The 26,391-nt window shown below is 70.6% G+C and carries 25 protein-coding genes; 13 read left to right on the top strand and 12 right to left on the bottom strand.

All coding sequences use genetic code 11. The features are described 5' to 3' along the window. The 4 genes from purU to JMV16_RS20385 all read right to left on the bottom strand — a co-directional run bounded on the left by purU (position 1) and on the right by JMV16_RS20385 (position 8,118). Positions 1 to 867 (bottom strand): formyltetrahydrofolate deformylase, encoded by an 867-nt coding sequence (gene purU, locus JMV16_RS20400; RefSeq protein ID WP_201496154.1) that lies wholly within the window; start codon positions 865 to 867, stop codon positions 1 to 3. A 96-nt stretch (positions 868 to 963) separates the two neighbouring features. Further along, a complete protein-coding gene (locus JMV16_RS20395) occupies positions 964 to 5,289 on the bottom strand; it encodes a PAS domain S-box protein (RefSeq protein WP_201496153.1) in 4,326 nt (1,441 codons plus the stop codon). A gap of 64 nt (positions 5,290 to 5,353) precedes the next feature. Then, positions 5,354 to 6,505 (bottom strand): HD-GYP domain-containing protein, encoded by a 1,152-nt coding sequence (locus JMV16_RS20390; protein ID WP_201496152.1) that lies wholly within the window; start codon positions 6,503 to 6,505, stop codon positions 5,354 to 5,356. After that, positions 6,505 to 8,118 (bottom strand): PAS domain-containing methyl-accepting chemotaxis protein, encoded by a 1,614-nt coding sequence (locus JMV16_RS20385; RefSeq protein WP_201496151.1) that lies wholly within the window; start codon positions 8,116 to 8,118, stop codon positions 6,505 to 6,507. Before JMV16_RS20385 ends, JMV16_RS20390 begins: the two co-directional genes overlap by 1 nt. Positions 8,119 to 8,334: 216 nt before the next feature. Here JMV16_RS20385 and JMV16_RS20380 point away from each other — a divergent pair, with 216 nt between their 5' ends. The 7 genes from JMV16_RS20380 to soxA all read left to right on the top strand — a co-directional run bounded on the left by JMV16_RS20380 (position 8,335) and on the right by soxA (position 13,670). Continuing rightward, entirely contained in the window at positions 8,335 to 8,976 is a 642-nt protein-coding gene (locus JMV16_RS20380) for a response regulator (protein ID WP_201496150.1), read from the top strand. 124 nt (positions 8,977 to 9,100) lie between these two features. Next, entirely contained in the window at positions 9,101 to 9,601 is a 501-nt protein-coding gene (locus JMV16_RS20375) for a (2Fe-2S)-binding protein (protein ID WP_201496149.1), read from the top strand. Next, the gene (locus tag JMV16_RS20370; RefSeq protein ID WP_201496148.1) at positions 9,598 to 11,769 is read left to right on the top strand and encodes a xanthine dehydrogenase family protein molybdopterin-binding subunit; all 2,172 of its coding nucleotides are present in this window, start codon (positions 9,598 to 9,600) and stop codon (positions 11,767 to 11,769) included. The genes JMV16_RS20375 and JMV16_RS20370 overlap by 4 nt, the downstream gene beginning before the upstream one ends. Continuing rightward, entirely contained in the window at positions 11,769 to 12,155 is a 387-nt protein-coding gene (gene soxX, locus JMV16_RS20365) for a sulfur oxidation c-type cytochrome SoxX (RefSeq protein WP_201496147.1), read from the top strand. Before JMV16_RS20370 ends, soxX begins: the two co-directional genes overlap by 1 nt. Next, the gene (locus JMV16_RS20360) at positions 12,152 to 12,580 is read left to right on the top strand and encodes a SoxY-related AACIE arm protein (RefSeq protein WP_201496146.1); all 429 of its coding nucleotides are present in this window, start codon (positions 12,152 to 12,154) and stop codon (positions 12,578 to 12,580) included. The genes soxX and JMV16_RS20360 overlap by 4 nt, the downstream gene beginning before the upstream one ends. Before the next feature lie 4 nt (positions 12,581 to 12,584). Beyond that, positions 12,585 to 12,911 (top strand): thiosulfate oxidation carrier complex protein SoxZ, encoded by a 327-nt coding sequence (gene soxZ, locus JMV16_RS20355; RefSeq protein ID WP_201496145.1) that lies wholly within the window; start codon positions 12,585 to 12,587, stop codon positions 12,909 to 12,911. A 6-nt stretch (positions 12,912 to 12,917) separates the two neighbouring features. Next, complete coding sequence (gene soxA, locus JMV16_RS20350) at positions 12,918 to 13,670, top strand: sulfur oxidation c-type cytochrome SoxA (protein ID WP_201496144.1); 753 nt, start codon at positions 12,918 to 12,920, stop codon at positions 13,668 to 13,670. Positions 13,671 to 13,677: 7 nt separating this feature from the next. Here the strand turns inward: soxA and JMV16_RS20345 are convergent, their stop codons facing one another. Next, positions 13,678 to 14,682 carry an inositol monophosphatase family protein gene (locus tag JMV16_RS20345; RefSeq protein ID WP_201496143.1) on the bottom strand — a complete coding sequence of 335 codons (1,005 nt, stop codon included), beginning with the start codon at positions 14,680 to 14,682 and terminating at the stop codon, positions 13,678 to 13,680. Between the two features lie 105 nt (positions 14,683 to 14,787). On the opposite strand from JMV16_RS20345, the gene JMV16_RS20340 reads away from it, so the two are divergent. Beyond that, positions 14,788 to 15,525 (top strand): RNA methyltransferase, encoded by a 738-nt coding sequence (locus JMV16_RS20340; RefSeq protein WP_201496142.1) that lies wholly within the window; start codon positions 14,788 to 14,790, stop codon positions 15,523 to 15,525. Between the two features lie 23 nt (positions 15,526 to 15,548). Continuing rightward, on the top strand, positions 15,549 to 16,328 hold the full coding sequence (cysE, locus tag JMV16_RS20335; RefSeq protein ID WP_201496141.1) for a serine O-acetyltransferase: 780 nt from the start codon (positions 15,549 to 15,551) through the stop codon (positions 16,326 to 16,328). On the opposite strand, the gene mog is transcribed toward cysE, so the two are convergent. After that, positions 16,321 to 16,944, bottom strand: coding sequence for a molybdopterin adenylyltransferase (gene mog, locus JMV16_RS20330; RefSeq protein WP_201496140.1), 624 nt, complete (start codon positions 16,942 to 16,944; stop codon positions 16,321 to 16,323). The genes cysE and mog overlap by 8 nt on opposite strands. After that, the gene (yjgA, locus tag JMV16_RS20325; protein WP_201496139.1) at positions 16,941 to 17,501 is read right to left on the bottom strand and encodes a ribosome biogenesis factor YjgA; all 561 of its coding nucleotides are present in this window, start codon (positions 17,499 to 17,501) and stop codon (positions 16,941 to 16,943) included. Before yjgA ends, mog begins: the two co-directional genes overlap by 4 nt. An 85-nt stretch (positions 17,502 to 17,586) precedes the next feature. Here yjgA and pmbA point away from each other — a divergent pair, with 85 nt between their 5' ends. The 4 genes from pmbA (at position 17,587) to JMV16_RS20305 (ending at position 22,410) form a co-directional block, all read left to right on the top strand. Then, the gene (gene pmbA, locus JMV16_RS20320; protein ID WP_201496138.1) at positions 17,587 to 18,963 is read left to right on the top strand and encodes a metalloprotease PmbA; all 1,377 of its coding nucleotides are present in this window, start codon (positions 17,587 to 17,589) and stop codon (positions 18,961 to 18,963) included. 10 nt (positions 18,964 to 18,973) lie between these two features. Next, positions 18,974 to 19,717 carry a metallophosphoesterase family protein gene (locus tag JMV16_RS20315; RefSeq protein ID WP_201496137.1) on the top strand — a complete coding sequence of 248 codons (744 nt, stop codon included), beginning with the start codon at positions 18,974 to 18,976 and terminating at the stop codon, positions 19,715 to 19,717. Further along, a complete protein-coding gene (locus JMV16_RS20310) occupies positions 19,707 to 21,194 on the top strand; it encodes a bifunctional serine/threonine-protein kinase/universal stress protein (protein WP_201496136.1) in 1,488 nt (495 codons plus the stop codon). Before JMV16_RS20315 ends, JMV16_RS20310 begins: the two co-directional genes overlap by 11 nt. A gap of 133 nt (positions 21,195 to 21,327) precedes the next feature. After that, positions 21,328 to 22,410: a TRAP transporter substrate-binding protein gene (locus JMV16_RS20305; protein WP_201496135.1), complete on the top strand. Its 1,083-nt coding sequence runs from the start codon at positions 21,328 to 21,330 to the stop codon at positions 22,408 to 22,410. Between the two features lie 104 nt (positions 22,411 to 22,514). Here JMV16_RS20305 and JMV16_RS20300 read toward each other — a convergent pair whose 3' ends face one another. The 5 genes from JMV16_RS20300 to rpsU form a co-directional block, all read right to left on the bottom strand. Continuing rightward, complete coding sequence (locus JMV16_RS20300) at positions 22,515 to 24,245, bottom strand: TRAP transporter large permease subunit (RefSeq protein ID WP_201496134.1); 1,731 nt, start codon at positions 24,243 to 24,245, stop codon at positions 22,515 to 22,517. Next, positions 24,242 to 24,880: a TRAP transporter small permease subunit gene (locus JMV16_RS20295; protein ID WP_236580626.1), complete on the bottom strand. Its 639-nt coding sequence runs from the start codon at positions 24,878 to 24,880 to the stop codon at positions 24,242 to 24,244. The genes JMV16_RS20300 and JMV16_RS20295 overlap by 4 nt, the downstream gene beginning before the upstream one ends. A 134-nt stretch (positions 24,881 to 25,014) precedes the next feature. Next, positions 25,015 to 25,359, bottom strand: a complete 345-nt coding sequence (locus JMV16_RS20290; RefSeq protein ID WP_201496132.1) for a TIGR01244 family sulfur transferase — start codon at positions 25,357 to 25,359, stop codon at positions 25,015 to 25,017. Positions 25,360 to 25,363: 4 nt separating this feature from the next. After that, on the bottom strand, positions 25,364 to 25,825 hold the full coding sequence (locus JMV16_RS20285) for a GatB/YqeY domain-containing protein (protein ID WP_201496131.1): 462 nt from the start codon (positions 25,823 to 25,825) through the stop codon (positions 25,364 to 25,366). A 97-nt stretch (positions 25,826 to 25,922) separates the two neighbouring features. Then, entirely contained in the window at positions 25,923 to 26,135 is a 213-nt protein-coding gene (gene rpsU, locus JMV16_RS20280; protein ID WP_009857718.1) for a 30S ribosomal protein S21, read from the bottom strand. Positions 26,136 to 26,391 lie beyond the last annotated feature (256 nt).

The raw sequence follows: 26,391 nt of genomic DNA, 5'->3' as shown, positions 1-26,391 counted from the left end.
TCAGGCCCCGTGCCTGAACACCACCGTGCGCCGCCCGTTGAGCAGCACGCGGTGCTCGGCGTGCCAATGCACGGCGCGCGCCAGCACGACGTTCTCGACGTCCTTGCCCAGGCGCACGAAGGCGTCGGCATCGAGCGTGTGGTCCACGCGCACCGTGTCCTGCTCGATGAGGGGGCCCTCGTCGAGATCGGCGGTGACATAGTGAGCCGTCGCGCCCACCACCTTGACGCCACGCTCGTGGGCTTGGTGGTAGGGCCGCGCGCCCTTGAAGCTGGGCAGGAAACTGTGGTGGATGTTGATGCAGCGGCCTTCCAGGCGCTGGCACAGCGTGTCGCTGAGCACCTGCATGTAGCGCGCCAGCACCAGCAGCTCGGCACCGGCCTCTGAGAAGTGTTCGAGCAGCCGCGCCTCCTGCGCCGGCTTGTCACCGGCCGGCAGGTGGTGGTAGGGCAGGCCGTACCAGTCGACCAGGCGGCGCATCTCGTCGTGGTTGGATACCACGCCCACCACCTCGATGGGCAGCTCGCCGCTGTGCCAGCGGTGCAGCAGGTGGTTGAGGCAGTGGCCGTGCTTCGACACCGCCAGCATCACCTTCATGCGCCGCATGGCGTCGAAGAGCTGCAGCTGCATCTCGAAGCGCTGCACCACCGGGGCCAGCGCGACGCGGAAGTCTTCCAACGTGACGAAGCGCGTGCCGGTGGGGCGGAAGACGGTGCGCATGAAGAACAGGCCCGTGCCCTCGTCGCCGAAATGGCTGGACTCGGTGATGAAGGCCTCGCTCGACGCCAGCGCCGAGGCCACGGCGGCGACGATGCCCACCGCGTCGCGGCAGCGTATGGTGAGGATGCAGTGCGGGGTCGTCGTCATGGTGGCGGGCGTGAAGGGTGGCTCGGCGGCGGCATTGTCGCGTGGCCGCCCGGCTCGGCAATGCGGGTGGACGCCGGGGCTGGAGCGCTCAAGTGCTCAGCCCGGGCGCCCGGGCGCGGCCTGCGGCTTGCGGGATGAGCGCAGCAGCGCCAGCGCCTCGTCGAAGGCGAAGCGCTGGATTTGCGTCTCGATGGGTGGTGCCGCGTCGGCCAGCCGCTGGTGCAGCAGCGCGCGCTGGTCGTCCCAGCAGGCCAGCGCGCCGGCGTCGGAACCGAGCAGCAGCTGCTCGAGGCGGTCGAGCGCGGCCTCGGCCTCTGCGGGGGGGGACGGTGGCGTGGGCGGTGCGGAATCCAGCGCGGGTGCAGTTGTTGTTGCGGGTGTGGGTGCCGGCGGCTGAGCCCACGGCGATGCGGCTGCCGGCCTGGATGCTGGCGGCGCAGCTGGCTGCGGGGCCGTGGCGGCGGGCAGCACCACGGCCAGCCGCTCCAGGGCCTGGGCCAACGCCTCGATGCCGCTGTCCTGCGCGTCCTGGGGCAGCGCCGCCTCCAGCCGCCCGGCCTCGCGCACCACGTCGCCGGCGCCTATGGTGGCGGCGCCGCCGCGCAGCTTGTGCAGCAGCTTGCGCGCTGCCTCGGGCTGGCCCTGGGCGATGTGCTGGCGCAGCTGTTCGGCGTCCTGCCCGTGCTGCACGGCAAACAGGCCCAGGATGCGGCGGTAGGTGGTGGCATTGCCGCCGGTCGAGGCCAGGCCGGCCGCCAGGTCCAGGCCGGCGGCCCGGCTGGCCGCCATGTCCGCCAGCGCGTCGGGCACGCCATCGGCGCGTGTGGATGGGGCGGGCGCGGACGCCGGCAGCCAGCGGCGCAGCACGGCGCCCAGCCGTGCCCTGTCGATGGGCTTGCCCAGGTGGTCGTTCATGCCGGCGTCCAGGCAGGCCTGGCGGTCTTCGGCAAAGACATGGGCCGTCATCGCCACGATGGGCAGGCCGGCGGCGCCGGGCAGGTGCCGGATCTCGCGCGTGGCCTGCAGGCCGTCCATCAAGGGCATCTGCACATCCATCAGCACCAGGTCATAGCGGCCACTGCGTGCGCGCGCCAGCGCCTCCAGGCCGTCGACGGCGGTGTCGACGGCAAGGCCGCTGCGCGTGAGCAGGTCCACGGCCACTTCGCGGTTGATCTCGTTGTCCTCGGCCAGCAGCACGCGCAGGCCGGACCAGGAGGCTGCACTGCCTTCCTCGGGCGCTGCCGCCGCCAAGCCCGGGGCTGCGGCGGACTGCAGCGGCAGCCTGATCCAGAAGGTGCTGCCGGCGCCGATGCGGCTGCGCACGCCGACGCTGCCGCCCATCAGCGTGGCCAGGTGGCGCACGATGCTCAGGCCCAGGCCCGTGCCGCCGAAGCGCCGCGAGGTCGATTCGTCGGCCTGGGTGAAGGGCTGGAAGAGGCGCTGCTGCTGCTCTTCGTCCAGCCCTATGCCTTCGTCGCTGACCTCGATCAGCCATTGCGGCGGCGTGCCGCCCGCGGCGGCGGCGCGCACCAGCACCTGGCCGCGGTGCGAGAACTTGATTGCGTTGCCGACCAGGTTCACCAGCATCTGCTGCAGGCGCAGTGCGTCGCCCAGCATCCAGGGTGGCAGGGCGGCGTCGATGGCCTGCACGAGGCCGATGCGCTTGGCGTCGGCGCGGCCACCCAGCAGCGCCAGCGTGCGCTCGACCACCGGCGCCAGGGCATAGGGTCGTTGCTCCAGCGTGAGCCCGCCAGACTCGATCTTGGACAGGTCGAGCACGTCGTTGACGATGCCCAGCAGGTGCTGGCCGGCGGCATCGATGCGCTGCAGCTGGCTGCGTGTGCGCGGCTCCCAGTCGCCATCCAGCAGCAGTTGGCCGAGGCCCAGGATGGCATTGAGCGGGGTGCGGATCTCGTGGCTCATATTGGCCAGGAAGGCGCTCTTGGCGCGGTTGGCCGCCTCGGCGGTGTCGCGCGCCTGCGTCAGCGCCTGGTTGGCCTGGGCCAGCTCGGCGGTGCGCTCGATGACGCGGCGTTCCAGCCCCTGGCGGTAGATGTCCAGCTCCAGTTCGGCCCGCTTGCGCTCGGTGATGTCCTGCAGCACGCCGGTGACGGCGCGGCCGCCGCTGGCGTCGGGAACGACGCGGTAGTCGAGCCAGATCGCCTGGCCGTCGCCGCGCCGCGTCTGGAACTTGCCGCTGAACGGTTCGCCGCGTGCCAGCCGGCGCTGCGCCGCCGTGCGCGCGGCGTCGCCCTCGATGTCGGCCGGGCCCAGGTGCAGCAGTTCCTCCACGCTCAGGCTGGCGTCGGCCGCCATGCCCAGCACGGCCAGCAGCCCGGGCGTGACGTGGACCTGGCCGCTGTCGAGGTCGGCGTGCCAGGCGCCGGTGGCGGCCAGCCGCTCGCCCTCCTGCAGCCAGTTCTGGCTGGTGCGCAGCGCTTCCTTGGCCTCGAGCAGGTCGGTGAGGTCGAAGAAGGTGGTGACGATCTCGTCGTCCATGGGGATGCGGGAGACCTGGAACTGGCGCACGGCGCCATGCCTGCAACGCACACTGCGCATGACCGTGGGCAGCTCCAGCCTGGCCGCCAGCGCCTTGCAGGCGTCGGCAAAGCTGTCGCGGGCCTCCTCGCGCTGGGCTTCGCTGACGTAGGCCACTTCGACCCAGGTCTCGAAGTCCGGCACCTCGTCTTCGCCGTAGCCGATGTCCTCCAGAAAGCGCTGGTTGCGATAGACCATGCGAGCGTCGCGGCTGATGCTGAACACCGGCGTGGCCAGGCGGTCGAGGATGCGGCGGAAGCGCCTTTCCGAATCCTGCCAGCGCGCCTGCGCAAGCTTGAGTTCGCTGATGTCGCGCGCAATGGCCACGATGCCGCCGGGCCCGCCATCGGCCCCTTGCATCATGCTGGCCGACATCCAGGTGGGGAAGGAGCTGCCGTCAGCGCGGCTGTGGCCCACCTCGCCGACAAAGCTGCCGGCCTGGCGCAAGGTCTGCAGCACCGGCTCGACGTCGTCCTGCATCTGCGCCGGGGTGTGGAAGATGGCGAGGTCTTGGCCGGGCAGGCTCTCGGGCGCCAGCCGGTGCATGCGGGCCCAGGCCGCGTTGGCATGGCGGACACGGCCCTGGCCATCGAGGATGGCGATGCCGTCGGCGGCCTGCTGCACCGCCGCGACGTACTCGCCCAGCTGCTGCTCGCGCAGGCGGCGTTCGCTCACGTCGCGCACCAGGATCATGCTGCGCGGGATGCCATCGCTGCCGGTGTAGACGGTGGTGCTGGTCTCGGCCAGGAAGCTGCTGCCGTCGCCGCGGCGGCCCAGCACCACCGGCAGGGCGGCGTCGGTGGCCACGCCGGGCGCGGATTCGAGCAGCCCGGTCTGGCCGCGCTGGCGCATCTGCGCCTCGCTGGCGCCGAACAGCGCCTGCGCCGCCGGGTTGGCCCAGTCGACGCGGCCGTCCGGCCGGCCCAGGATCACCGCCTCGCTGCCCAGGGTGAGCAGTTCGTCGAAGCGCCGGCCCGACTCGCCGGCCTCGGCCGCCAGGGCGCCGAGCAGCAGCACGATGACGCTGAGCGAGATGAGGTAGGCGCGCAACTCCGTCACCGCCGCTGCGCTGCCGCCGTGGTCACCGACCGGCCCGAAGCCCTGCGCGGTGCCGAGGGCGGCAATGCCGGCCAGCGCCAGCACGGCGGCCGAAGGCAGGAGCCCGTGCTCGGAGCGCACGGCCAGCCAGGCCACCGGGATGAAGGGCACGAAGACCAGTGGGTCATGCAGCCAGGCGTTTTCCGGCGCCGGCGGACCGACCGAGAAGACCAGGATGGCCGACCCGAAGGCAATGACGAGAGCCAGCACCGCCTCGTGGCGAGCCAGCCCGGCGCCAGCATGGCGCAGCGAGGTGCGCGACAGCATCAGCAGTGGCGGCGCGGCCAGCAGCAGACTGACGACATCGAACAGCCACCAGTCGAACCAGGCGGAGGCGGTTGCGGTGCCCGCCAGGTGGCCGCCGAACCACTGCGCGGCGACCCCGAAGCTGGCGGCCACCGTCATGCCGCCACAAGCCGCGCCGAGAAAGGCCGCCACGTCGCGTCGGCGCCGGAAGCGGCTGCGAAAGCCCAACTGGCGCAGCAGCAGGGCCACGGCCGCGGGCGCGCCGACCTGGCCGCCAACAAAGCACAGGGCGTGAAGACCGGCGGGCATGCGCAGCAGGGCCAGCGCCGCGGAGCCGGCCAGCACGCCGACGGCCATGGACGGGCCCCAGCGCCAAAGGGCGACCAGCGCGATGCCATGGGGCAGCCAGATCAGGGTCTCGGGCGGGCCGGAATGGGGCATGGACAGTCCCTGCCATCCGGTCAGGAAATGGAGCGCCGCCAGCGCCAGGATGCGCTGCATCCAGGCGGCCGGAACGGGGGGATACAGCGGTGCTTTCATCCGTGGGCCCGCAGCAGCGTGGGTGGGGCGGCGTCCAGCATAAACCTGCGCCGCCCCGCCGGGGTCAACCCGGGGCGGCCTCGTGGGCGCGCAGGCGCTCGAGATGGGCCTGCACCTCGGCGGCGGTGTCGGCGTGGTCGCGTGCGATGTCGACGATGTGGCCCCAGCAGGCGTGGAAGGCGTCGACGACGTCGGGGTCGAAGTGGCTGCCGCGCCCCTCTTCGATGATGGCCGTGGCGCGCTCGATCGGGAAGGGCTGCTTGTAGGGCCGGATCGAGACCAGGGCGTCGAAGACGTCGGCCAGCGCCATCAACCGCGCCGGGATCGGGATCTCGTGGCCGCGCCGGCCGTCGGGATAGCCCGAGCCGTCCCAGCGCTCGTGGTGGTGGCGGGCAATCTGCTTGGCGATCTCGAGGAAGGGCAGCGGCTGCGCAATCTCGGTCTCGGCGCGGTCTATGGCCTCCCAGCCCATCACGCTGTGGGTCTTCATCAGCGCCCATTCGCTGGCCGTCAGCGGCCCGCGCTTGAGCAGGATGCCGTCGGGTATGCCGACCTTGCCGATGTCGTGCAGCGGCGCCGATTTCACCATCAGCTCGATGCGATCGCGGCTCAGATAGGCCTCGAAACGCGGATGCTGGTGCAGCGCATCGCACAGCGCGCGCACATAGCCCTGGGTGCGTCGCAGGTGCTTGCCGGTCTCGGGGTCGCGCGTCTCCGAAAGGTGGGCCAGCGCCAGGATGCTGGCGTCCTGGGTGAGCGAGTTTTCGGCGATGCGGCGCCGCACCTCGTCCTCGAGCCAGGCGGCGCGGTTCTGCAGTGCCACGCGTGCGGCCTTCAACTCGAGCTGCAGCTGCACGCGCGCCAGCGTGGTGTTGGGCCGCACCGGCTTGGCCAGGAAATCGGCCGCGCCCAGGGCCAGGCCGCGCTCCTCGGCCTCGCCGTCGTTGAGCCCGCTGACGATGATCACCGGGATGGCGGCCGTGGCCGGGGTGGCCTTGAGGCGCTGCAGCACCTCGAAGCCGCTCATGCCGCTGAGCATGAGGTCGAGGATGATGAGATCGGGCAGCGGGCCCTGGTCGCAGAGCTGCAGCGCGCGCTCGCCGCTGATGGCGGCGCGCACATGGTGCTGCGGCAGCAGCAGGCCCACGAGCAACTGCAGATTGGCCGGGTTGTCGTCAACGATGAGCAGTGAGGCCACGTCCGGCATCCCCGACATCAGGCGGCCAGCGCCTTGGCCTCGCGCCGCATGGCCACGGCGTCGTCCTGCGACACCGTGGTGTCGCCGGCCTGCAGGCGGAACAGCCGCATCGACGACTGCACCTCGTCGACCTGGCCCTGCAGCGATTGTGCTGCGCTGGCCAGTTCTTCCACCATGGCCGCGTTCTGCTGCGTGAGGCCGTCCATCTGGGTCACGGCGGCGTTGACCTGCGCGATGGCCGTTTGTTGCTCGCGCGCCGCCGAGGCGATGTGCTGCAGCACCGAGCCCACCTTGCCCACCGCTGTCAGCGCCTCGTCCATGCGCTCGCGCGCCTCGGTGCTGCGCGTGTTGCCGAGTTCGACGCGGGCTGCCGACTGGTGGATGAGATCGCGGATCTCGCGCACCGCGGCGGCAGTGCGCTGCGACAGCGCCCGCACTTCCGAGGCCACCACCGCGAAGCCGCGCCCGGCGTCGCCGGCGCGCGCCGCCTCCACGGCGGCATTGAGAGCCAGGATATTGGTCTGGAAGGCCACGCCCTCGATGACGTGGACGATGTCGCCCATGCGGCGCGAAGACTCGGAGATCTCGCCCATGGTCAAGGCCACCGCCTGCACCGCCTCGTGGCTGCGCCGCGCCACGCTGGCCGACTGCTCGGCCATCTGCGCGCCCTGCTGGGCCGCGTCGGCGCTCTGGCGCACGGTGGCGGTGATCTCTTCCATCGAGGCCGCCGTCTGCTCCAGATTGCTGGCCTGGCTCTCGGTGCGCGACGAGAGATCGTGGTTGCCCGATGCGATCTCGTGCGCCGCCTCGTTGACCTGCTCGATCTCGCGCCGGGTATCCAGTACCACGGTGCGCAGGTTCACCGAAAGCTGCTGCAAGGCCTTCTGCATCTGGCCTGCGATGCCGGGCGAGCCGGTGGGCACCGGCACCACCAGATCGCCCGCCGCCAGGCGGTTGGCGGCCACCACCGTGCCCACCAGCGGCGCCAGCGTCAGCTGCCAGCCCAGGCGGGCCGCCGCCATCGCGATCAGGGCACCCGTGGCCCAGGCGGCCGGCGCCGGCAGCAGTGCTGCCGCGCCCAGCACCGCCGCTGCGGCCGCCACTTGCAGCAGCAGCACGCGGCCGGCCGGCCCCGGGTTGAGGCGGCGCAGCGCCTGGCCGACCCAGTCGCAGCGCACCAGCTCGCCGTGGCGCAGCGCATAGAACCTGCGCCCGTTGGCCTCGTCGTCCCGCATGCGGGCGTACAGGCCTTCGGCGGCCACCACCGCCTCGCGCTCGGGCACGGTGCGCACCGAAAGGAAGCCGGTGATGCGGTCGCCGTCCATCATGGGCGTGGCATTGGCCTGCACCCAGTAGTGATCGCCGTTCTTGCGCCGGTTCTTCACCAGCCCGGTCCAGGGCAGGCCCGCCTGCACCGTGTCCCAGAGGTCGCGGAAGGCCTCGGCCGGCATGTCGGGGTGGCGCACGATGTTGTGCGGCTGCCCCATCAGTTCGTGCCTGGCAAAGCCGCTGACCTGGATGAAGGAGCCGTTGCAATAGGTGATGCGGCCCTTGAGGTCGGTCACCGAAACCAGGGTTTCGCCGGCCGGGAAGCGGTACTCGCTGCCGGTGACGGGTTCGTTGAGACGCATTTTCGAGAATCTCCCTTGCGCGAACCCAGGCCGGCGGCCGTGCGGGCAGCACGTCCCCTCTTATCGCCCTTGCCGCGGCCCGGCCTTGCCGGGAAAGCTGGATCGGGCCTGCGGGGTTCTCGTGCGCTTCCGTGCGGAAAGTCCCCGATGCGGCCAATAATCACCGTGTATGGCCCGCCACCCGCAGCGGCCACGCAAAGAAGTACGGGGGATCCCTTGGCTCGTCTCTACCTGGTCGATGACCACCTCATCGTCCGCGAGGCGTTTGCATCGTTGCTCGAGGCCCACGGCCACCGGGTCGTCGGCCAGGCCGAAGAACCGACGCGTGCGCTGGCTGAAATCCAGCAATTGCAGCCCGAGCTGCTGATCGTCGACCTCTTCCTCGAAAACCATTCCGGCTTCGAGTTGCTGTCCGAGCTGCGCCGGCGCGCCATCCCCGTGCGCACCATCGTCGCCACCATGTCGACGCAGGCGCGCGATGTCGCCGAGGCGGTGCGCCTGGGCGTCGATGGCTATGTGCTCAAGGGTTCGAGCGGCGCCGAGTTGCTGGCCGCCATCGCCGCCGTGGCCCAGGGCCGGCGCCATTTCCAGGGCCGGGTGGCCGAGCTGGCCATTGCCGGGCTCACCACCGACAGCGACGACAAGCTGCTGGCGGCGCTGTCGGCGCGCGAGCGCCAGGTCATCGTGCGCGTGGTCAACGGCCAGACCAGCGCCGAGATCGCCGAGGCCCTGCACCTGTCGCCCAAGACGGTGGAGTCCTACCGCAGCCGCCTGATGGCCAAGGTGAAGGTACACGACCTGCCCGGGCTGGTGCGCTTCGCGCTGCGCGCCGGGCTGATCCCGGGCCACGAGCTCTAGCCGTCCGCTCCGCGCAGGGGCCGCCGTGCCGTCGGCCCGGCTTCCCGCTCGACCACCCGGATTGCAAGGACATGGCGGGCGACGCATCATCGCCCGCGTCACCCAATCCACCGGAGCCCGCCGCATGCCCGACCTCCATGTCAATGGCGCCCTGCGCAGCCACGATGCCGAGCCCGACACGCCCCTGCTGTGGGTGCTGCGCGAGCAGCTCGGCCTCACCGGCACCAAGTACGGCTGCGGCATCGCCCAGTGCGGCGCCTGCACCGTGCACATCGACGGCGCGCCGGTTCGCAGCTGTGCCGTGCCGGTGTCGGCGCTGCGGCCGGGGCAGAAGATCACCACCATCGAGGGCCTGTCGCCCGACGGCGGCCACGCGCTGCAGAAGGCCTGGGTGCAGCTCGACGTGCCGCAGTGCGGCTATTGCCAGAGCGGCATGCTGATGGCAGCCGCCGCGCTGCTGAAGGACAAGCCGCGCCCCACCGATGCCGAGATCGACGCTGCCATCACCAACATCTGCCGCTGCGGCACCTACAACCGGGTGCGCGAGGGCATCAAGCTGGCCGCCGGCATCACCACGCGCACCGCCGCCGTCGAGGTCATCCACCTGCAGCGGGGGCAGGCATGAGTGCTGTCGTTTCGCGCCGCGGCTTCCTGGGCAGCGCGGCAGCAACCGGCGCCTTCGTCTTCGGCTTCCCCACCGAGGCCGCAGCCCAGCAGGGCAGCACGCCCGAGATCAACGCCTGGGTCGTGGTACACCCGGACGAGCGCGTCGTGATCCGCATCGCGCGCTCCGAGATGGGCCAGGGCACGCTCACCGGCCTGGCCCAGCTGGTGGCCGAAGAGTTGGGCTGCGACTGGACCCGCGTCACCACCGAATACCCGACGCCGGGCCAGAACCTGGCACGCAAGCGCGTGTGGGGCAATTTCTCCACCGGCGGCAGCCGCGGCATCCGCGAATCGCACGAATACGTGCGCAAGGGCGGCGCCACCGCCCGCGCCATGCTCATCCAGGCCGCGGCCAATGGCTGGGGTGTGCCGGCGGCCGAATGCAAGGCCGAGCGCGGCCTCATCAGCCACGCCGGCAGCGGCCGTCGCACCAGCTATGGCGCCGTGGCACTGGCGGCGGCCCAGCTCACGCCGCCGGCCGAGGTGACGCTCAAGGATCCGAAAGACTGGACCCTGGCCGGCAAGCGCCTGGCGCGCCTGGACACGGCCGACAAGACCAACGGCCGCCAGGTCTATGGCGCCGACCTGCAACTGCCCGGCATGCTCAATGCCGCCATCAAGGACTGTCCGGTCTTCGGTGGCAAGCTCAAGCGCTTCGATGCCAGCGCGGTGACCAAGCGGCGCGGCGTGAAGGCGGTGCTGGCGGTGGGCGACAGCGCCGTGGCCGTGGTGGCCGACACCTGGTGGCATGCCAAGACCGCGCTCGACGCCCTGCCCATCGAATGGGACGAGGGCCCCAATGCCAAGGTGCAGCAGGCCGACATCGACGCCATGCTCAAGACCGGCCTCACGGCCGAGCAGGCCGCGGTGGGCAACAGCCAGGGCGCGGTGGCGCCAGCGCTGGCGGCGGCGGCGCGCCGCATCGAGGCCACCTACAGCTATCCGTTCCAGAACCACGCCACGATGGAGCCCATGAACGCGACGGCGCGCTGGACGCCCGAGCGCTGCGAGGTCTGGACGCCCACGCAGAACGGCGAGGCCGCGCTGGCCGCCACGGCCGAGGCCGCCGGCCTGGCGCCAGCCGCCTGCGAGGTCTACAAGGTCCATCTTGGCGGCGGCTTCGGGCGCCGCGGCGCGGTACACGACTGGGTGCGCCAGGCGGTGCAGATCGCGCGCCAGCTGCCGGGCACGCCGGTCAAGCTGCTGTGGTCGCGCGAGGAAGACATGGTCCACGGCCGCTACCACCCGATCACTCAGTGCAAGCTGAGCGCCGGCCTCGACGACAAGGGCCGGCTGACGGCGCTGCACATGCGCATCTCGGGCCAGTCCATCCTGGCCGCGGTGTTTCCGCAGAACGTCAAGGACGGCAAGGACCCGGTGGTCTTCCAGGGCCTCAACAACGGCGGCGGCGAGGCCATGTTCGGCTACAGCGTGCCCAACCTGCTGATCGACCACGCCATGCGCAACCCGCATGTGCCGCCGGGCTTCTGGCGCGGCGTCAACCTCAACCAGAACGCCATCTATGTCGAGAGCTTCATCGACGAGATCGCCCACGCCACCGGCCGCGACCCGCTGGTGTTGCGCCGCGAGCTGCTGAAGGACAGCCCCAAGCACCTGGCCGTGCTCGAGGCGGTGGCGGCGCGCGCCGGCTGGGGCAAGCCGGCGCCCGATATAGCCGGCCAGAAGGTCTTCCGGGGCCTCGCCCAGACCCACGGCTTCGGCAGCTATGTGGCGGCCTGCGCCGAGGTCTCGGTGAGTGCCGATGGCGTGCTCAAGGTGCATCGCATCGTGGCCGCCACCGACAGCGGCCACGCCGTCAACCCGCAGCAGATCGAGGCCCAGGTCGAGGGTTCCTTCGTCTATGGCCTGTCGGCGGCGCTCTACGGCGCCTGCACGGTGAAGGACGGCCGCATCGTGCAGACCAATTTCGACAGCTACCCGGCGCTGCGCCTGGCCGAGATGCCCAAGGTCGAATCCATCGTCATGCCCTCGGGCGGCTTCTGGGGCGGCGTTGGCGAGCCCACCATCGCGGTGGCGGCGCCGGCCGTGCTGAACGCCATCTTCGCCGCCACGGGCAAGCGCATCCGCGACCTGCCGCTGTCGCGCCACAGCCTCAAGCGCGCCTGATGCCGGTGCTGGGGGTGGTTGCCGTGGCCGCCGTTGTCGGGGCTGCGGCGTCCAGCCCCGCTGCGGCGGGCGACCCGGCGCGCGGCGCCGCCATCGTCGCCAGCCGCGCGATCGGCCTGTGCGTGCTGTGCCACCCGGTGCCGGGCGTGGCGGCCGTGCAGGCCGGCAACCTGGCGCCCGATCTGGCTGGCGTCGGCGCGCGCTTCTCTGCCGCCCAGTTGCGCGAGCGCCTGATCGATCCGGCGCGATTCAACCCGCAGACCGTGATGCCCTCGGCCACGCGCACCGAAGGCCTGGCGCGCGTGGCCGGCGTGCGGCGCGGCCGGCCGCTGCTCGATGCCCAGCAGCTCGAGGACGTGATCGCCTACCTGGAGACGCTGCGTTGAACATACGCCGGCAGTGCCTGTCGCTGGCCCTGCTGGCTGTGGCGCCCGCGGCGCGCGCTGCCGCGCCGGCCCTGGACGCCGCGGTGCGCGCCTGGGCCGGCGGAGAGGCGCCGCGCGACGGCCGCGTGGTGCTGGAGATTGCGCCCCTGGTCGAGAACGGCAACGCCGTGCCGGTGACGGTGCGCGTGGCCAGCCCCATGACGGCGGCCGACCATGTGACCCAGATCGCCCTCTTCAATGAGCGCAATCCGCAGCGTGACGTGGCCGTCTTCCACCTCGGCCCGGCCAGCGGCCGCGCCGAGGTGGCCACGCGCATGCGGCTGGCCACCAGCCAGCGCCTGGCCGCGCTGGCCCGCATGGCCGATGGCAGCGTCTGGCGCCACGAGGTTGATGTCATCGTGACCCTGGCCGCCTGCATCGAGTAGCCGCATGGCGACGGTGCGCACCCTCATCCACCTGCCCAGCCCGGCCTTGCGCGGCGCGGTGATAGCGATCCGAGCCTCGATGGCCCATCCCATGGAAACCGGCCACCGGCCTGACGCCGAGGGCCGGCTGCTGCCGCGCGACATCGTCACCCGCTTCGAGTGCCGGCTTGACGGCACCCTGGTCTTTGCCGCCGATCTCTACCCTGCCATCGCCGCCAACCCCTATCTCGCCTTCACCTTGCGCGCCGAGCGCGACGGCGAGCTGCAGTTCAGCTGGCAGGGCGACCACGGCCTCGTCCACCGCGAGACGCGGCGGCTGGTGCTGGGCTGAGCGTCGATGCGGGTCTTGCTCGCGGCCTGCGCCCTGCTCGCCTGCGGGCTGGCCCAGGCCCAGCCCGCGCGCCGCCCCGGCGTCGACTTCATGAGCCCGGCACTGCAGGCCCTGCAGCGCGACGACACCCAGAACCCAGGCCAGCTCTGGGTGGCAGAAGGCCGCTCGCGCTGGACAGAGGCCGGTGCCAACGGCCGCCGCTGTGCCGATTGCCATGCTGCGCCGGAGGCGATGGATGGCGTGGCCGCCCGCTACCCGGCCTGGGACGAGCGGCTGGCGCGCCCGCTGACGCTGGCCGGCCGCATAGCCCAGTGCCGCCAGCGCCACCAGGGCGAGGCGGCCGAGGGCGCTGACGGGCCGGCGGTGCTGGCGCTCTCGGCCTGGCTGGCCCACCGCTCGCGCGGCCGGCCGCTGGCGCCGCCGGACGACGCCCGCCTCATGCCCTGGTCGGCGCGCGGCGAGGCGCTCTGGCGCCAGCGCTTCGGCCAGTTGAACCTGGCCTGCGCCCACTGCCACGACGAGCGCGCCGGCCTGCGCCTGGGCGGCGCGGCCATTCCGCAGGGGCATCCCACGGGTTATCCCATCTACCGCCTCGAATGGCAGGGCCTGGGCTCGCTGCAGCGACGTTTGCGCGGCTGCCTGGCTGGGGTGCGCGCCGAGCCCTTCGCGGCGGGGGCCGACGAGTGGCTGGCGCTCGAGGTCTATCTGGCGCGGCGCGCCGCCGGCATGGTGCTGGAAGGCGTGGCGCTGCGGCCTTGAGCCGACGTCAGATCGGCGCGTCCTCGCCCGCGGCCGGCTTGCGGATGCGCACCGACTTGCGCGCCGGCGCCGCAGCCGGCGCTGCAGCTTCAGGCGCGGGGGCCGCGTCGGCAGCCGCATTGACGAAGGCCTGGGTGGCGTTGGGGACGGCCTCTGCGTTGCCGGTGGCTGCGCCCTCGGCCGGCGCGGCGGCCGGCTCTTCCTTGATGACGCGGGTGTAGGGCGTCAGCAATTGCACCAGCTGGCCGTAGACCTTGGGGTTGCCGGCCACGACCTCGCGCTGGTAGAGGTAGTCGCTCTCGCCGGTGAAGTTGCCGATCAGGCCGCCGGCCTCGGTGATGATGAGTGAGCCCGCGGCCACGTCCCAGGGGTTGAGGCCGGTCTCGAAGAAGCCGTCGTAGTAGCCGGCGGCCACATAGCAGAGATCCAGCGCTGCGGCGCCGGGGCGGCGCAGCCCGGCGCAGCTGTGCATCACTTCCTCGAACATCTTCAGGTAGCGCTTGAAGTTGTCGCCCTTGCGGAACGGGAAGCCCGTGCCGATGAGCGAATCCGACAGCCGCGTGCGGCGCGAGACGCGCAGCCGGCGGTCGTTGCAGAAGGCGCCGCGTCCCTTGCTGGCAAAGAAGAGGTCGTTGCGCGTGGGGTCGTAGACCACGGCCTGTTGCACCTGGCCGCGGTGGGCCAGCGCGATGGACACGGCGTAGACCGGGAAGCCGTGCAGGAAGTTGGTGGTGCCGTCCAGCGGGTCGATGATCCAGGTGTACTCGCTGTGCCGAGCGCCGTGGGTGCGGCCCGATTCCTCGGCCAGGATGCCGTGGCCCGGATAGGCCTCGAGCAGGGTCTGGATGATGATTTCCTCGGCCGCGCGGTCGATCTCGGAGACGAAATCATTGGGCCCCTTGCTGCCGACCTTGACGACCTCGAGGTCGAGCGCCGCACGGTTGATGATCGCCCCCGCCGACCGGGCCGCCTTGATGGCGATGTTGAGCATGGGGTGGAGCGCTTGCGACATGGTGGCCTGCGGGTTGGGGGCTGGGGTGGGGATGAAAAAGAGCGCGGTGGCCGGGGGACAATGGCCACGCGAAAACCCTTGATTTTAGCGGCCATGCCCTCCGAGATGCCCGAATCCCTTGCCGACGCGACGCGCTTCGTGCTGATAGGCACGAGCCACGCCGGCAACGTGGGCGCGGCGGCCCGTGCCATGAAGGTGATGGGCTTTGCCGATCTGGTGCTGGTGCGGCCGCGCTTTGCCGATGTGCTGGTACGCGACGAGACGCTGGCGCTGGCCAGCGGCGCCACCGATGTGCTGGCCGCGGCGCGCGTCGTGCCCACGCTGGCCGAGGCGCTGGAGGGCATCAGCCACGCCTGCGCCACCGCGATGACGCCGCGCGACTTCGGCCCGCCCACCCGGGCGCCGCGCGAGCACCTGGCCACGTTGGCGGCGGGCGCGCACCGCGTGGCCTTCGTCTTCGGCGCCGAGCGCACCGGCATGGACAACGACGATGTCTACCGCTGCCACACCTGCCTGAGCATCCCCACCCACCCCGACTACGGTTCGCTCAACCTGGCGCAGGCGGTGCAGTTGATCGCCTACGACTGGCGCCAGGCCCTGGGCGGCTATGCGGTGATGCCGCGCACCACCGATGCCGCGCTCGCCGACGGCGCCGCCATCGCCGGCCTGCTGGCGCACTGGCAGGCCACGCTCGAGGCCGTCGGCTTTCTCGACCCGGCGGCGCCCAAGAAGCTGATGCCGCGCCTGAACCAGCTGCTCAACCGCGCCGCGATCACGCAGGACGAGGTGCACATCCTGCGCGGCATCGCACGCGCCGTGGCGTCACGGCGCCAGCAGGATTGAAGGCCGGCCACTACACTGAGCCGATGTTGACCCGCCTGCGCGAAGACATTGCCTGCATCCGCGAACGCGACCCCGCGGCGCGCTCCGGCTTCGAGGTGCTGACCTGCTACCCGGGCCTGCACGCCCTCCTCCTGCACCGCTGGGCGCACCGCTTCTGGGGCCTGGGCTGGCGCTGGCTGGGCCGCTTCACCTCGCACCTGGCGCGCTTTCTCACCGGCATCGAGATCCACCCCGGCGCCACCATTGGCCGGCGCGTCTTCATCGACCACGGCATGGGCGTGGTCGTCGGCGAGACGGCCGAGATCGGCGACGACTGCACCATCTACCAAGGCGTCACGCTGGGCGGCACTTCGCTGGCCAAGGGCGCCAAGCGCCACCCGACGCTGGGCCGCGGCGTCATCGTTGGCGCCAATTCGCAGGTGCTGGGCGGCTTCACGGTGGGCGACGGCGCCCGCGTCGGCAGTGGCGCGGTGGTGGTGAAGCCGGTGCCGCCGGGGGCCACGGCGGTGGGCAATCCGGCGCGCATCATCGTGGCCGATGCGGAAGCGGCGCGCGAGGCCGCCGCGGCCCGCATGGGCTTCAGCGCCTATGGCGTGAGCCAGGGCGACGACCCGGTGTCGCAGGCCATGAAGGGCCTGATCGACAACGCCGCCGGCCACGAGCACCAGATCGCGCTGCTGTGGGCGGCGATAGAAAAGCTCTCGGCCCGCGCCCGTGAACTGCCGGCCGCCGACTGCGTGCCGCAGGACGCCCACACCACCGAAAGCTTTGACGCCGAGCGGCTGAACCGCCTCGTCAAGTAGCTCCGGCAGTGCGCGTGCGTGTCTGCCCCGGTGCGCGCTGCGCCGCCTTGGGCCTGAAGGCCTTGCACACGGCCTCGTCGCTGGCCATGTAAGGCCCGCCCAGCAGATCGATGCAATAGGGCACGGCGGCAAAGATGCCGTGTACCGGCGGGCTGCGCTCGGGCAGGCCCTGCAGCGTCTCGGCGATGGCCTTGGGCTGGCCGGGCAGGTTGATGATGAGTGCTTTGCCGCGGATCACCGCCACCTGGCGCGACAGGATGGCGGTGGGCACGAAGGCCAGGCTCACCTGGCGCATCTGCTCGCCGAAACCGGGCATCAGCTTGTCGGCCACCGCCAGCGTGGCCTCGGGCGTCACGTCGCGCGGTGCCGGGCCGGTGCCGCCGGTGGTGAGCACGAGATCACAGCCGGCCACGTCCACCAGCTCGCGCAGCGCGGCGCTGATTTGCGCCTCTTCATCGGGGATCAGCCGCTCTTCCCACTGCACCGGGTTGCGCAACGCGCGGCCCAGCCAGTCCTTGAGCGCGGGGATGCCCTGGTCGGCATAGACGCCGCTGGAGGCGCGGTCGCTGATCGAGACCACGCCGATGCGCAGCGGGTCGAATTCGTCGTCATTCATGGGTTCAAGCGGGGTCGGATGTACTGGAAGAGTTCGCGGAAGCTCTTGGGCTGGCGCGCCTCGGGCGGCAGCGCGGCGGCATCGCGGCGCGCGGCGCGCACCAGGCTGCGCAGCTGCTGGGTGTCGGTGTCGGGGTGGGCATCGAGCCAGCGTGTCATGGCGTCGTCGTCGGCGATGAGTTCGGCGCGCCAGCGCTCGGCCTCGTGCAGGGCCAGCGCGGCCTGGGCCGAGCCCAGCGTGGCCTGGGCCACCGCCTCGCGCAACGCCTCTTCGTCGGCGCCGCGCATCAGCTTGCCCACGTACTGCATCTGGCGTCGCCGGCCTTCGTGCGACTTGGTGCGGTGCCAGGTGACCAGGGCATCGCGCAGTGCGTCGGACATTTCCAGGCCGGCCAGGCGCTCCTCGGGCAGTGCGGCCAGGGCCTCGCCCAGGTCCTGCAGTTCGTGCGATTTCTGCTTGAGCTGGGTCTTGCTCGGGCGTGCGTCTGCGCCGTCGGCGACGTCGCTGTCGCCGTAGTGGATGTCGATGCCGCGGTGCGGCGCGGCGCGTCGAGCCATGGGCGAGCCTGTGTGGTTGGTGGGGGTCGGGGGTGGGCCGGTATCATAAGTGCGCACTCCCGCTTGCCTTGTCCCGCCCTTGCCGATGCCCCATTCCAGCCGCGCCGAATCGGTATTCAGCTACCGCCGGGACCAGTTCCAGCAGATCGTCGAAGAGGCGCTGGCGCTGGCGCGCAAGTTGGGCGCCAGCGACGCCGGGGCCGAGGTGTCCGAGGGCGTGGGCCTGTCGGTCTCGGTGCGCAAGGGCGAGCTCGAGAACGTCGAGCGCAACCGCGACAAGTCGCTCGGCGTCAGCGTCTACCTGGGCCAGCGCCGCGGCAACGCCAGCACGTCCGACTTTTCTGCTGCGGCCCTGAAGCAGACGGTGCAGGCGGCCTACGACATCGCCCGCTTCACAGCCGTTGACCCGGCCGCCGGCCTGCCCGATGCCAAAGACCTGGCCAGCCCCGAAGACGTTGCGCGCGACCTCGACCTCTTCCATCCCTGGGCCATCGCGCCCACCGAGGCGGCCGAGCTGGCGCGGCGCTGCGAGGCCGCGGCGATGGCGGTCAGCCGCCGCATCACCAATTCTGAAGGTGCTGGCGTTTCGGCCCAGCAGGCGCACTTCTGGGCCGGCAACACGCGCGGCTTTCGCGGCGGCTATGCCAGCTCGCGCCACTATCTTTCGGTGTCGCCCATCGCCGGCAAGGGCCGCGACATGCAGCGCGACGGCTGGTACAGCACGATGCGCGATGCCGCTGACCTGGCCGCGCCCGAAGCCATTGGCCGCTATGCCGCCGAGCGCGCACTGGCGCGGCTGAAGTCGCGCCGCGTTGCCACCGCCACGGTGCCGGTGCTGTTCGAGTCGACGGTGGCCGCGGGCCTGCTGGGCGCCTTCGTGCAGGCCACCTCGGGCGGTGCGCTCTACCGCAAGGCCAGCTTCCTGCTCGACAGCCTGGGCCAGCCGGTGCTGGCCGACCACATCGACATCCATGAAGAGCCCCACCAGCCCAAGGGCAAGGGCAGCGCGCCCTTCGACGACGAGGGTGTACGCACGCGGGCGCGCCAGGTGGTGCAGGGCGGGGTGGTGCAGGGCTATTTCCTGTCCAGCTATTCGGCGCGAAAGCTCGGCCTCACCACCACCGGCCATGCCGGCGGCTCGCAGAACCTGAGCCTCACGAGCCGCCTCACCGCGCCCGGCGACGACCTCGACGCCATGCTGCGCAAGCTGGGCCGCGGCCTCTTCGTCACCGAGCTGATGGGCCAGGGCGTCAACTACGTGACCGGCGACTACTCGCGCGGCGCCGCCGGCTTCTGGGTCGAAGGTGGTCGCATCGTGCATCCGGTCCACGAGGTCACCATCGCCGGCCATCTGCGCGAGATGTTCCGCGACATCGCGGCCGTCGGCGCCGACGCCTACACCCAGGGCAGCAAGACCGTGGGCTCCATCCTGGTCTCGCGCATGAAGCTGGCCGGCGCCTGAGCCGCCGCCCATGCGCATCGCCGTCATCACCGACCTGCACGCCAACCGCGAGGCGGTGGAGGCGGTGATGGACCATGCGCAAGGGCAGGGCATCACCCGCCATGCCTTCGTCGGCGATTTCGTCGGCTACGGCGCCGACCCCGCCTGGGTGGTGGACATGGTGGCCGAGCGTGTTCGCGGCGGCGACCTGGCGGTGCAGGGCAACCACGACATGGCCGTGGTGCGCGGCGCCTCGCCGACCATGCGCCTGGACGCCAAGCGCGTGGTCGAGTGGACGCGCGCCCAGCTCGACGAGGCGCAGCTCGCCTTCCTCGCCAACCTGCCGCTGAGCATCACCCTGGGCGAACTGCTCTTCGTGCACGCCAATGCCTACGATCCGGCGGCCTGGGACTATGTGCAGGGCCGCGGCGAGGCGCAGCGCAGCATGCAGGCCACGCGCCAGCGCATCACCTTCGTCGGCCACATGCACGAGCCCCAGCTGTTTCACCTGTCGCCGGCGGGCAAGACGGGCGATTTCACGCCGGTGGCCGGCGAGCCCATCCCGCTGCTGCCGCCGCGGCAGTGGCTGGTGATTCCCGGTTCGGCGGGCCAGCCGCGCGACGGCAATCCGGCCGCCTGCTACGCCGTCTATGACGACGCCCGGCGCGAAATCACCTACTGGCGCGTGCCCTATGACCACGAGGGCGCGGGCGCCAAGATCCGCGCCGCCGATCTGCCGCAGGCGCTGGCCACGCGGCTGGCCGATGGACGCTGAGGGCGCAACCGACACCCAGACCGCGCCGCTGAAGGCCGGCGACGTGGTCGACGGCTGGCGCATCGAGGAAAAGCTGCACACCGGCGGCATGGCCCATCTGTGGCGGGTGAGTGCCGTGGCAGGCGAGGTCGGGGGCGAGGCAAGGGGCGAAGGCGCGCCGCTGCTGCCACCCGGCACCGAAGGCCTGCCGCTGATCATGAAGGTGCCGCGCATCAAGGGCGGCGAGGACCCGGCCTCCATCGTCGGCTTCGAGGTCGAGCGCATGATCCTGCCGGCGCTGCAGGGGCCGCATGTGCCGCGCTATGTGGCGCGCGGCGATTTCACGCGCACGCCCTACATCGTGATGGAGCGCATCGACGGCGTCTCGCTGCGCCCGCGGCTGGACGAGGCGCCGCTGGCCATCGACGAGGTGATCGAGATCGGTTCGCGCGTGGCCACGGCGCTGCACGAGCTGCACCGCCAGCACCTGGTGCATCTGGACATCAAGCCCAGCAACATCCTGCAGCGTCCCGACGGCACCGTGGTGCTGGTCGACTTCGGCCTCTCGCGCCATGACCGTCTGCCCGACCTGCTGGAAGAAGAGTTCGCCCTGCCCATGGGCACCGGGCCCTATATGTCGCCCGAGCAGGTGCAGTACGTGCGCAACGACCCGCGCTCCGACCTCTTCGCGCTGGGCGTCATCCTCTACCACTTTGCCACCGGCGAGCGCCCCTTCGGCGCCCCCGATTCGGTGCGCGGCCTGCGCCGCCGCCTGTATGTGGACCCGGTGCCGCCGCGCGCCATCCGCCGCGATTGCCCGCCGTGGCTGCAAGAGGTGATCCTCAAGTGCCTGGAGGTCAAGCCCGAGCGCCGCTGGCAGAGCGCGGCCCAGCTCGCGCTGGCGCTGCAGGATCCGCACCAGGTGCCGTTGACGGCGCGTGCAGAGCGGCTGCAGGGCAGCGGAGCACTGCTGCGCTTCAAGCGCTGGTTCTTTGCCATCGGCTCCGAGCCGGCGCAGCGCCCCAGGCTGGGCGTGGCCACGCAGCTGATGAAGAGCCCCATCGTGATGGCCGCGGTCGACGTCGACAACGCCGCGCCGGCACTTCTGGAGCAACTGCGCGAGACGGTGCGCCGCATCATGGTTACCGAGCCTGGCGCCCGCCTGGCCTGCGTGAGCGTGATGAAGACGGCGCGCATCGGCATGGACGAACTCGTCGACGAGCAGGGCCGCAGCGTGCATGTGCGCCAGCTCGTCGGCCTCAAGCACTGGGCGCGGCCCATCAGCCGCGAGCTCGATCTCGACGATGGCCGCCTGACCTTCCATGTGCTCGAGGCCCCTGACGTGGCGGGCGCCATCGTCGAGTTCGCCGAGCGCAACCAGGCCGACCACATCGTGATGGGTGCGCGCGGCAATTCGGCGATGCGGCGCTACCTCGGCAGCGTCAGCTCGCAGGTGGTGGCGCAGGCCGAATGCACGGTCACCGTGGTGAGGGCCTGAGGGGCCTGAATGGCCCTTTGCGAGGCGCACAATCCGAGCGGGAAAACCCACCCGGACCGGGCGGGTCGCGACTCTAGAATTCCGCGCGATTCACCGTTTACCTCCCCCCTTTGCCCCGTTACAGGAGAACCTCATGGAACGTCGATCATTCGTCAGGAGCGCCGGCCTGGCCGGTGTCCTGGCTGCCGCCAGCGCGCCGGCCATCGTGCATGCCCAGGCCAATATCCGCTGGCGCCTGGCCTCGAGCTTTCCGAAGTCGCTCGACACCATCTTCGGTTCCGCCGAGGTCTTCGCCAAGAAGGTCAGCGAGATGTCGGGCGGCAAGTTCCAGATCAGCGTGCACGCCGCGGGCGAGCTGATGCCGGCCTTCGGCGTGGTCGATGGGGTGCAAAACGGCACCATCGAGGCCTCGCACACCGTGCCCTACTACTTCTTCGGCAAGGACCCGACCTTCGCCATCGGCGCCGCCATACCCTTCGGCCTCAACAGCCGCCAGATGAGCGCCTGGATGTTTGAAGGCAACGGCTTGAAGCTGATGCGCGAGTTCTACGCCCAGTACAGCATCATCAGCTTCCCCGGCGGCAACACCGGCGCGCAGATGGGCGGCTGGTTCCGCAAGGACATGAAGACGCTGGCCGACATGAAGGGCCTCAAGTTCCGCATCGGCGGCTTTGCCGGCAAGGTGGTCGAACGCCTGGGCGGCGTGCCGCAGAACATTCCCGGTGGCGAGGTCTATCAGGCGCTCGAGAAGGGCACCATCGACGCCGCAGAGTGGGTCGGCCCCTACGACGACGAGAAGCTGGGCTTCTACAAGGTAGCCCCCTTCTATGCCTATCCGGGCTGGTGGGAAGGCGGCCCCGAGGTCGATTTCTTCCTCAACCGCAAGGCCTACGACGCGTTGAGCCCCGAGTACAAGGCCATCGTCGAGTCCGCCTCGGCCTATGCCCACGTCGACATGCAGGCCAAGTACGACGCGCGCAACCCGGCTGCGCTCAAGCGGCTGGTCGCCAATGGCGCCAAGCTGTTCCGCTTCCCCAAGGACGTGATGGAGGCCGCGTTCAAGGAGTCGATGGCGCTGTACAGCGAACTGTCGGCCAGCAACCCGGCCTGGAAGAAGGTGTACGAGGATTACGCCTCCTTCCGTCGCGACGCCAACCTCTGGTTCCGTTTCACCGAAGCTGGTTTCGACGACTTCATGCAGGCGCAGAAGCTATAAGGCTGCGGCTCCCGCCAGCCTTGCAAGACAAAGGGCCCCCGCGGGGGCCCTTTTCTTTGGGACGCACCGCGCTTGCGGTGCGTGGAGAGCCCGTGTCCGAGTCCCTACTTCCTGGCCTTGTCGGCCTCGTTGGCGCGTTTGATGGCCTCCATTGGGTCTTCCTCTGCCGCCGCCGGCTTGTCGGCCTCGGGCATGGTCGGCTCGGGCTTCTCGCCCTGCTGCGTGTCGGCATCGATCAGCTGTTGCAGCGTTTCCATGTTGCCTTCTGATGCCTTGTGCGTGTCGCGCGTGACGATGCCGGGGAAGGCGATGATCAGGCCCACCATGACGATCTGGATGATCACGAAGGGCACCGCGCCCCAGTAGATCTGCTCGGTCGTGACGCGGGCGATGGGCCGGCCGGTGATGCGGTCCTTGTAGTCCTCGACCGGGGCCACGCTGCGCAGGTAGAACAGCGCAAAGCCGAAGGGCGGGTGCATGAACGAGGTCTGCATGTTCACCGCCAGCAGCACGCCGAACCACACCGGGTCGATGCCCAGCTTGATGGCCACCGGCCCGAGCAGTGGCACGACGATGAAGCTCAGCTCGAAGAAATCGAGGAAGAAGGCCAGCACGAAGATCAGGATGTTGACCACGATCAGGAAGCCGACCGCGCCGCCGGGCAGGCCACCGAGCAGGTGCTCGACCCAGATCGCGCCGTCCACGGCCTGGAACGACAGGCTGAACACGGTGGAGCCGACCAGGATGAAGACCACGAAGCACGACAGCTTCATGGTCGAGTCCATGGCCTGGCGCATCAGCTTCATGTCCAGGCGCTTGCGCGCAATGGCCATGATCAGCGCGCCCATCGCGCCCATGGCGCCGCCCTCGGTGGGCGTGGCGATGCCCAGGAAGATGGTGCCCAGCACCAGGAAGATCAGGCCCAGCGGCGGGATCAGCACGAAGGTCACGCGCTCGGCCATGCGCGACAGCAGGCCGATCTTGAAGACCTTGTTGATCACTGAAAGCGTGAAGGCCAGGCCCACGCCCACGCACATCGAGACCACGATCAGCTCGTCGGTGGGCGTGCTGGCCGGGCGCGACTTGGCGAACAGCACGGCCAGCGCCGTGGAAGCCAGCACCAGCAGGCCCAGCGAACGCAAGCCCGAACTGCCGTCGGGCTCGCGGATGGTGCGCGCCTCGGGCGGCAAGGCGGGCGCCCAGGTGGGCCGGAACATGGTGACCAACGCGATGTAGCCGACATACAGGCCGGTGAGGATGAAGCCTGGGACGAAAGCGCCCTTGTAAAGGTCACCCACGCTCTGGCCCAACTGGTCGGCCATGATGATCAGCACCAGCGAGGGCGGGATGATCTGCGCCAGCGTGCCCGAGGCGGCGATCACGCCGCCGGCCACGCGCCGGTCGTAGCCGTAGCGCAGCATGATGGGCAGCGAGATCAGGCCCATGCTGATCACCGAGGCCGCCACCACGCCGGTGGTGGCGGCCAGCATGGCGCCGACGAAGATCACCGCATAGGCCAGGCCGCCGCGGATGGGGCCGAAGAGCTGGCCGATGGTGTCCAGCAGGTCCTCGGCCATGCCCGAGCGCTCGAGGATCAGGCCCATGAAGGTGAAGAACGGGATCGCCAGCAGCGTGTCGTTCTGCATGATGCCGAAGATGCGCAGCGGCAGCGCCTGCAGCAGCGTGGCCGGCATCAGGCCCAACTCGACCCCGATGAGGCCGAAGAACAGGCCGCAGGCGGCCAGCGAGAAGGCCACCGAGTAGCCCACCAGCAGGAACACCACCAGCGAGGCAAACATGATGGGGGCCATGTAGGCCGACAGGAACTCCATCATTTGCGCGCTCCCTGGGCGGCAGCGGCGAGGGCGGCCGCGGCGGCGGCCTCATCGGCCTCGGCCTTGGCGCGCACGAACTCGGCCAGTTCTTCCTCGGCGGTCTTGGCGACCTTCCTCTTGGTCGGGTCGTCGATCAGGCCCTGCAGGAAGGCAATGCGCTTGATGAACTCGGACACACCCTGCGCCAGCAGCAGGCCCATGCCCAGCGGCACCAGCGCATACACCGGCCAGCGGATCAGGCCCCCGGCGTTGGACGACATCTCGCCTGTGACGTAGGCCTGCACCACCAGCGGCCACACCAGCATGATCACGTTGATGCAGAAGGGAAACAGGAACAGCACGATGCAAACCGCCTCGATGATGATCTGCGTGCGCTTGCTGAAGCGGTGCAGGATCACGTCGATGCGCACATGCTCGTTGCGCAGCAGGGTGTAGCCCGCCGCCAGCAGAAAGACCGCGGCGAACAGGTACCACTGGATCTCGAGGAAGGCGTTCGATCCCACGTTGAAGGCCTTGCGCACCACGGCGTTGACGGCGCTGATCAGCACCGCCGCCAAGATGAGCCATGAGGTCCAGCGGCCCACCCACTCGGTGCAGGCGTCGATGATGTTGGACAGTCGCAGAAATGCACCCACTCGGCTTCCTCCTCTTTGCGCTGCGCCACCCGTGCGCGGCGAACAGCAGACTCTATGGGATGACGGCCCACGGCCGGCCTGCACCTGGGCCGGCAGGCACGCGGGCATGCCCCTATTCTGGCGACCGAATCGGGCTAGATCGAAGACGCTGCGGCGAAAAGGCGGCTCGAACGCGCGCCCGAGCGGCAAAAAGCCAGGATGGGCCGCGGCAACTCCTGCATCAGCCGCGCGAAGGCGGCGATCTCCTCGGGCGACTGCCAGCCGCCGTCCACCGGCAGGTGGCGGTACTCAAGCCCGGCGGCGCGGGCGGCGGCCTCGATGGCGGCGCTGGTGGGCTGGTCGGGGCCGTGTTCGAAGTCGGGGCGGTTGTTGACCACGCTGCGAAAGCCCGCCGCCGCGGCCTCGGCCATGGCCGAGGGCGTGAGTTGCGGGGCGACGCAGACGTCGGGCGAAACCGGGCGGAAGGGCAATGTGCTCATGGCCTTACTTTGCCAGCAGTTGCTTGACCGCGGCCGAGACCAGGGCCATCTCGGCCTGGCCGCTCAGGCGGGCCTTGGCGGCGGCCATCACGCGGCCCATGTCGCCGGGGCCCAGCGCGCGGCCCTGTTCGGCGGCCAACTCGGCGCCCAACGAGGCCACGGCTGCGGCCACCTGTTCGGCCGAAAGACGCTGCGGCAGGTAGGCCTCGAGCACGCTGACCTCGGCCGTTTCCTTTTCGACAAGGTCGGCGCGTCCGCCCTGCTCGAAGGCCGTGATCGAATCGCGCCGCTGCTTGATCAGCTTGTCGACGAGGCCGACCACCGCGGCGTCGTCGAGCACGATGCGCTCATCGACCTCGCGCTGCTTGCAGGCGGCCAGCAGCATGCGAATGGTCGACAGGCGCGCCGCATCCTTGGCGCGCATGGCGTCCTTCATGTCTGCGGTGATGCGATCCTTGAGGCTCATGGACGGGCTCCTGAACGGAACAAGCCCGCTGCGGCGGGCCGCGCGGGCTTGGGTCTGGCCGGCAGGCTGCGCGGGCCGGCAGCCGGCGACAGCGGGATCAGTAAAGCTTCTTGGGCAGCTGCATGCTGCGCACGCGCTTGAAGTGGCGCTTGACCGCGGCCGCCTTCTTGCGCTTGCGCTCGGCGGTGGGCTTCTCGTAGAACTCGCGTGCCCGCAACTCGGTCAAAAGGCCGATCTTCTCGATCGTGCGCTTGAAGCGGCGCAGGGCAACGTCGAACGGCTCGTTTTCTTTGACGCGAATGGTGGTCATGGGTACGGGGATCCAGGTGTTGTACACGCTCCGCGCCTGTTTGCCTGCTCGCCCATTCTTAGGGCTTGGACCAGTTCCCTCCGCGTTGCCACCCGGGCAGGTGCCGGGGTGGAAGCAGGGAGACTGGTGTCGCAGCGGGCGCGCGGAACTCGTGTGTCTCAGCAAAGCCCGAAATTATAGACTGCATTCAACTCGCCGCGCCAGCCGCATCGTGCAGCGGGGCAACGACAGTCTGACGATGGAGGATAGACCTGAG

The organism is Rubrivivax sp. A210 (assembly GCF_904426505.1).
Taxonomy (GTDB): domain Bacteria; phylum Pseudomonadota; class Gammaproteobacteria; order Burkholderiales; family Burkholderiaceae_C; genus Rubrivivax.
This window is presented reverse-complemented; position numbering and strand designations above follow the sequence as displayed.